Source organism: Pseudomonas sp. BF-B-15 (assembly GCF_019946675.1).
Classification (GTDB): domain Bacteria; phylum Pseudomonadota; class Gammaproteobacteria; order Pseudomonadales; family Pseudomonadaceae; genus Aquipseudomonas; species Aquipseudomonas migulae.
Genome location: NZ_JAGYFZ010000172.1, coordinates 1 through 6,562, shown reverse-complemented (window position 1 = coordinate 6,562; position 6,562 = coordinate 1). Strand labels below are relative to the sequence as shown.

Annotated in this window: 6 protein-coding genes; all 6 read left to right on the top strand. The window is 61.1% G+C overall.

All coding sequences use genetic code 11. The annotated features are described in order from the left end of the window. Positions 1-77 precede the first annotated feature (77 nt). The 6 genes from aruF (at position 78) to astE (ending at position 6,500) form a co-directional block, all read left to right on the top strand. Positions 78-1,097, top strand: a complete 1,020-nt coding sequence (aruF, locus tag KGA97_RS28665) for an arginine/ornithine succinyltransferase subunit alpha (protein WP_008033116.1) — start codon at positions 78-80, stop codon at positions 1,095-1,097. 71 nt (positions 1,098-1,168) lie between these two features. Further along, positions 1,169-2,194 carry an arginine N-succinyltransferase gene (astA, locus tag KGA97_RS28660; protein WP_207285408.1) on the top strand — a complete coding sequence of 342 codons (1,026 nt, stop codon included), beginning with the start codon at positions 1,169-1,171 and terminating at the stop codon, positions 2,192-2,194. Continuing rightward, positions 2,191-3,660: a succinylglutamate-semialdehyde dehydrogenase gene (astD, locus tag KGA97_RS28655; protein ID WP_192227969.1), complete on the top strand. Its 1,470-nt coding sequence runs from the start codon at positions 2,191-2,193 to the stop codon at positions 3,658-3,660. The genes astA and astD overlap by 4 nt, the downstream gene beginning before the upstream one ends. A gap of 162 nt (positions 3,661-3,822) precedes the next feature. Beyond that, positions 3,823-5,169 carry an N-succinylarginine dihydrolase gene (gene astB, locus KGA97_RS28650; protein WP_008033110.1) on the top strand — a complete coding sequence of 449 codons (1,347 nt, stop codon included), beginning with the start codon at positions 3,823-3,825 and terminating at the stop codon, positions 5,167-5,169. A 20-nt stretch (positions 5,170-5,189) separates the two neighbouring features. After that, positions 5,190-5,477: a hypothetical protein gene (locus KGA97_RS28645; RefSeq protein ID WP_008033108.1), complete on the top strand. Its 288-nt coding sequence runs from the start codon at positions 5,190-5,192 to the stop codon at positions 5,475-5,477. A 12-nt stretch (positions 5,478-5,489) separates the two neighbouring features. Beyond that, complete coding sequence (gene astE, locus KGA97_RS28640; RefSeq protein WP_223481929.1) at positions 5,490-6,500, top strand: succinylglutamate desuccinylase; 1,011 nt, start codon at positions 5,490-5,492, stop codon at positions 6,498-6,500. Positions 6,501-6,562 lie beyond the last annotated feature (62 nt).

The following is a 6,562-nucleotide window of genomic DNA, read 5'->3' as shown; positions in this document are numbered from 1 at the left end:
CTTCGGCAGCAAACGAGGCTTCGCTCCTACAAGGGCCGGCTTATTTTCCTCAAAGAGTATGAGAAAGGAGTGACACCATGCTGGTGATGCGCCCCGCGCAAATGGCTGATCTGGGCGAGGTACAGCGTCTGGCTGCGGACAGCCCGATTGGTGTCACTTCCTTGCCGGATGACGTTGAACGCCTGAGCGACAAGATCGCCGCGAGCGAAGCCTCGTTTGCTGCCGAAGTCAGCTTCAACGGTGAAGAGAGCTATTTCTTCGTCCTCGAAGATACGGCCACCGGCAAACTGGCCGGCTGCTCGGCCATCGTCGCCTCGGCCGGTTATTCCGAGCCGTTCTACAGCTTCCGCAATGAAACCTTCGTGCACGCCTCCCGCGAGCTGAAGATTCATAACAAGATTCACGTGCTCTCCCAGTGCCACGACCTGACCGGCAACAGTTTGCTGACCAGTTTCTACGTGCAGCGCGAGTTGGTGGGTTCGCCGTGGGCCGAGCTCAACTCCCGTGGCCGTTTGCTGTTCGTGGCCAGCCATCCGGAGCGCTTTGCCGATTCCGTGGTGACCGAGATCGTCGGTTACAGCGATGAAAATGGCGACTCGCCGTTCTGGGACGCAATCGGTCGCAACTTCTTCGACCTCAACTACGCCGAAGCCGAGCGTCTGTGCGGTCTGAAGAGCCGCACGTTCCTCGCCGAGCTGATGCCGCATTACCCGATCTACGTGCCGTTGCTGCCGGACTCCGCGCAAGAAGCGATGGGCCAGGTGCACCCGCGGGCGCAGATCACTTTCGACATCCTGATGCGCGAAGGCTTCGAGACCGATCACTACATCGACATTTTCGACGGCGGCCCGACGTTGCATGCGCGTGTTTCGGGGATCCGTTCGATCGCCCAGAGCCGTGTAGTGCCGGTGAAAATCGGCGAGCCGGTCAAAGGCGCCGGTCGTCAGTACCTGGTGGCCAATGCGCAGTTGCAGGATTACCGCGCCGTGTTGCTCGAGCTCGATTACGCGCCGGGCAAACCCGTGACCCTGGATCTGGAAGCGGCCGAAGCCCTGGGCGTCGGTGAAGGTGCAAGCGTGCGCCTGGTGGCGGTTTAACGCCTGCTTTTCAACCTAGAAAGCAGCAAGTGTTTCGCGGGTGGCGCAAGCGGCCCGTTTGAGGAGATAGCATGATCGTTCGTCCCGTACGCAGCAGCGATTTACCCGCTCTGATCGACCTGGCCCGTAGCACTGGCACCGGCCTGACCACCTTGCCGGCCAACGAAGAACGTCTGGCCCATCGGGTCGGCTGGGCCGAGAAGACCTTTCGCGGCGAGGCCGGGCGCGGCGATGCGGACTATCTGTTCGTCCTTGAAGACGACAACGGTCGTGTGGTGGGCATTTCCGCCATTGCCGGCGCCGTCGGCCTGCGTGAGCCCTGGTACAACTTCCGGGTCGGCCTGACGGTCAGCGCTTCGCAAGAGCTGAACATCTACCGCGAAATCCCGACGCTGTTTCTGGCCAACGACCTGACCGGCAACTCGGAATTGTGCTCGTTGTTCCTGCACGCCGATTTCCGCACCGGCCTCAACGGTCGCATGTTGTCCAAGGCGCGAATGCTGTTCATCGCCGAGTTCCCGCAATTGTTCGGCAACAAGATCATTGCCGAAATGCGCGGTGTCTCCGACGAAGCAGGGCGTTCGCCGTTCTGGGAAAGCCTGGGTCGACACTTCTTCAAGATGGAATTCAGCCAGGCCGATTACCTGACCGGCGTGGGCAACAAGGCGTTCATCGCCGAACTGATGCCGAAATTCCCGCTGTACACCTGCTTCCTGTCGCCGGATGCGCGTAACGTGATCGGTCAGGTTCACCCGGACACCGAGCCGGCGCTGGCCATGCTCAAGAGCGAAGGTTTCAGCTACCAGGGCTACGTCGACATTTTCGACGCTGGCCCGGCCATCGAATGCGAAACCGGCAAGATCCGCGCCGTGCGAGACAGTCAGGCGCTGGTGTTGGCCGTTGGCACGCCGGGTGACGACGCCACGCCATTCATCATTCACAACCGCAAGCGCGAAGACTGCCGGATCACTGCCGCTCCCGCACGTCTTGCCGCCGGTACGCTGGTAGTCGATCCGCTGACCGCCAAACGTCTTCAACTCAACGCCGGCGATCAAGTGCGCGCCGTTCCGTTGTCTGCTGCTCGGGAGTCGAAATAATGAATTCGCTATACATCGCAGGTGAATGGCTGGCCGGTCAGGGTGAAGCCTTCCAATCGTTGAACCCGGTGACCCAGCAAGTGCTGTGGGCCGGCGAGGGCGCTACCGCCGCTCAGGTTGAGTCCGCCGTGCAAGCCGCGCGTCAGGCGTTTCCGGGTTGGGCTCGCCGTACTTTGGAAGAACGTATCTCGGTGCTGGAAGCCTTTGCTGGCGCGCTGAAAAACAACGCTGACGAACTGGCGCGTTGCATCGGTGAAGAAACCGGTAAACCGCTGTGGGAAGCGGCGACTGAAGTGACCAGCATGGTCAACAAGATTGCGATTTCGGTGCAGAGCTACCGCGAACGCACCGGCGAGAAGAGCGGCCCGCTGGGCGACGCCACCGCCGTATTGCGCCACAAGCCACACGGCGTGGTCGCGGTGTTCGGTCCTTACAACTTCCCTGGTCACTTGCCCAACGGTCACATCGTGCCGGCGCTGCTGGCCGGTAACAGCGTGCTGTTCAAACCGAGCGAGCTGACCCCGAAAGTCGCCGAACTGACGGTCAAGTGCTGGATCGAAGCCGGCCTGCCAGCCGGCGTGTTGAACCTGCTGCAAGGCGCTCGCGAAACCGGTATCGCCCTGGCGGCGAACCCGGGCATCGACGGTCTGTTCTTCACCGGTTCGAGCCGTACCGGCAATCACCTGCACCAGCAGTTTGCCGGTCGTCCGGACAAGATCCTCGCGCTGGAGATGGGGGGTAATAACCCGTTGGTGGTCGATGAGGTCGCTGATCTGGATGCAGCGGTGTACACCATCATTCAGTCCGCTTTCATTTCTGCCGGTCAACGTTGCACCTGTGCCCGCCGCTTGCTGGTGCCGCAGGGCGCCTGGGGCGACACGTTGCTGGCGCGTCTGGTGGCGGTCAGCTCGACGATTGAAGTCGGTGCGTTCGATCAGCAGCCAGCGCCGTTCATGGGCTCGGTGATTTCCCTTGGCGCTGCGAAAGCGCTGATGGATGCGCAGGAACATCTGCTGGCCAATGGCGCCGTGGCGTTGCTGGAAATGACTCAGCCTGAGGCACAAGCCGCGTTGCTGACCCCAGGTATTCTGGACGTGACCGCCGTTGCCGATCGTCCTGACGAAGAGCTGTTCGGCCCGTTGCTGCAAGTGATCCGCTACGCTGATTTTGAAGCGGCCATCGCTGAAGCCAACGACACCGACTATGGCCTGGCGGCCGGTTTGCTGTCGGATTCCGAAGCGCGTTATCAGCAGTTCTGGCTGGAAAGCCGTGCCGGTATCGTCAACTGGAACAAACAGCTGACCGGTGCTGCTAGCAGCGCACCGTTCGGCGGCGTCGGCGCCTCGGGCAACCACCGCGCCAGCGCCTACTACGCGGCAGATTACTGCGCGTACCCGGTGGCCTCGCTGGAAACGCCGAGCCTGACGTTGCCAGCGGCCCTTACGCCTGGCGTGAAGATGGCGTGATGCCCATCGCCAGCAGGCTGGCTCCCACAGGTTCGGTGGTGTTCACACATTTTGTGTACCACCCAATCACTGTGGGAGCCAGCCTGCTGGCGATGACCGCAACGCGGTCGTACTGAACAGTAACTGAAGCCTATAAAAACAGATTCTCGTGGAGCCTCGCTGATGAAATCCTATGAAGTCAATTTTGACGGTCTAGTGGGGCCGACCCATAACTACGGCGGCCTGTCCTACGGCAACGTCGCGTCCCAGAGCAACAGCCAGCAGTCTTCGAACCCGAAGGAAGCTGCGCTGCAAGGCCTGGCGAAAATGAAAGCGCTGATGGAAATGGGCTTTCAACAAGGCGTTCTGGCCCCGCAAGAGCGTCCTGATGTCGCCGCCCTGCGTCGCCTGGGCTTCAGCGGCACCGACGCGCAAGTGATCGAGCAAGCGGCGAAAGACGCGATGCCGTTGCTGGTCGCCAGTTGCTCGGCGTCGAGCATGTGGGTGGCCAACGCCGCCACGGTCAGCCCGAGTGCCGACACCGCCGACGGTCGCGTGCATTTCACCGCCGCCAACCTCAACTGCAAATACCACCGCAGCATCGAGCACCCGACCACCAGCCGTGTGCTGGGTGCAATGTTCGCTGATCAGAAGCACTTCGCTCACCACGCGGCGTTGCCGGCCGTGGCGCAATTCGGTGACGAAGGCGCAGCCAACCACACGCGTTTCTGCCGTGAATACGGTGAAGCCGGCGTCGAGTTCTTTGTGTTCGGTCGCAGCGCGTTCGATAACCGCTACCCGGCACCGCAGAAATACCCGGCGCGCCAGACCCTCGAAGCCTCGCAAGCCGTCGCTCGTCTGCACGGTTTGAGCGATGACGGCGTGGTCTACGCCCAGCAGAATCCTGCGGTGATCGATCAGGGCGTGTTCCACAACGACGTGATCGCGGTGGGTAACGGCGAGGTGCTGTTCTATCACGAGGACGCGTTCCTCGACACCGAGCAGATGCTGGCCGAGCTGCAAAGCAAACTCGCCAAGGTCGGCGGCAAATTCCAGTCGGTGTGCGTACCCCGTTCGGCGGTTACCGTGGAAGACGCCGTGCGTTCCTACCTGTTCAACAGCCAGTTGCTGTCGCGTCCTGACGGCTCGATGCTGTTGATCGTGCCGGAAGAGTGCCGTGGCAACGAACGCGTCTGGCAGTACCTGCAAAGCCTGACCAGTTCCGGCGGCCTGATCCGCGAAGTCAAAGTCTTCGATCTGAAGCAAAGCATGCAGAACGGTGGTGGCCCGGCGTGCCTGCGCTTGCGCGTGGCACTGAATGAAACCGAACTGGCGGCCGTCAACCCAGGGGTTATCATGACGGCACCGTTGTACGGCACGCTGACCGAATGGGTCGAAAAGCACTACCGCGACCGCATGGCCGAAACCGACCTTGCGGACCCGCAATTGCTGCTTGAGTGCCGGACGGCACTGGATGAACTGACGCAAATCCTTAAACTGGGCGCGGTTTATCCATTCCAGATCAATTGAACGTCGAGAGCGTAAAACACATGAGCGATACCCTGCAGCTGATCCTTGAAGACACCGACGGCACGCAACTGGAAACTTCCTGCACCCGCGTCGCTGTCATTTGGCAAGGCAAAGAGCTGTGGATTCAGCACGATGGCCGTGGCCAATTGCTGATCGGCGTGGACGTCGAAGAAGGTGACGCTGAATACGCCAACCTGCTGCTGCGCCCATTGGCGACTAATCTGGTAAGTCTGCAACTGGAAATGGAACCGGCTGAAGTCGGCGACGAAGACCACGTGCACGGCCCGGATTGCGCCCACGACCACTAAGGAAACCGCTCTATGCTCGCCCTCGGCAAACTGCTTGAACTGACCCTCGCCGGCCGCGAACCGGCGGAGAAGACTCAACTGACTGTCGAAGGCGTGCGCATGCGCTGGTTGAGCGAAGGTGCGCTGGAAGTCCGGCCACCTGAGGCTCGCGACAATGGCCTGGACCTGCTGCTGTCAGCCGGGATCCATGGCAACGAAACAGCGCCGATCGAGTTGCTCGATCGTCTGTTGCATGACATCGCTCGCGGCGACTTGAAGCCGCGCGCACGTATTCTGTTCCTGTTCGGCAACCCGGAAGCGATTCGCAAGGGCGAGCGCTTTATCGAGCAGGACGTCAATCGGCTGTTCAACGGCCGTCACGAACAAACCAGCGGCTCCGAAGCCCTGCGCGCCTGTGAACTGGAGCGGCTGGCCGCCAGTTTCTTCAGCCTGCCGGATCGCGATCGTCTGCATTACGACCTGCATACGGCGATTCGAGGCTCGAAGATCGAGCAGTTTGCGTTGTATCCGTGGAAAGAAGATCGCCAGCATTCCCGTCAGGAACTGGCTCGCCTGCGCGCCGCCGGCATGGAAGCGGTGTTGCTGCAAAACAAGCCGTCCATCGTTTTCAGTTCCTACACCTACGACAAGCTGGGTGCCGAGTCTTTCACCCTGGAGTTGGGCAAGGCGCGGCCGTTCGGGCAGAACGACGGGGTCAACGTCTCCCTGCTTGAAACCCGCCTTAAACAGATCATCGAAGGCACAGAGCCGGAACTGACCGAAGAGGCGCTGAATGGGTTGCAGTTGTTCAGCGTGGCACGGGAAATCATCAAGCACAGCGATAGCTTCCGCTTGAACCTGCCGGCGGACATCGAGAACTTTTCGGAACTGGAAGTGGGTTATCTGCTGGCCGAAGACATCGCCCAGACGCGCTGGATCATCGAAGAAGAGGGCGCGCGGATTATCTTCCCGAACCCCAAGGTCAAGAACGGCCTGCGCGCCGGCATCCTGAGCGTGCCGACCACCGACGAAAACCTGGCCTAACTGACGACGCTGACTCTGTAGGAGCGGTGTTTAGACGGCTACTGCGCGTGGCTCAGTACGAC

Coding starts and splice junctions, on each gene's coding strand:
- aruF (WP_008033116.1), top strand. CDS start 78: ATGCTGGTGATGCGCCCCGCGCAAATGGCTGATCTGGGCGAGGTACAG.
- astA (WP_207285408.1), top strand. CDS start 1,169: ATGATCGTTCGTCCCGTACGCAGCAGCGATTTACCCGCTCTGATCGAC.
- astB (WP_008033110.1), top strand. CDS start 3,823: ATGAAATCCTATGAAGTCAATTTTGACGGTCTAGTGGGGCCGACCCAT.
- KGA97_RS28645 (WP_008033108.1), top strand. CDS start 5,190: ATGAGCGATACCCTGCAGCTGATCCTTGAAGACACCGACGGCACGCAA.
- astE (WP_223481929.1), top strand. CDS start 5,490: ATGCTCGCCCTCGGCAAACTGCTTGAACTGACCCTCGCCGGCCGCGAA.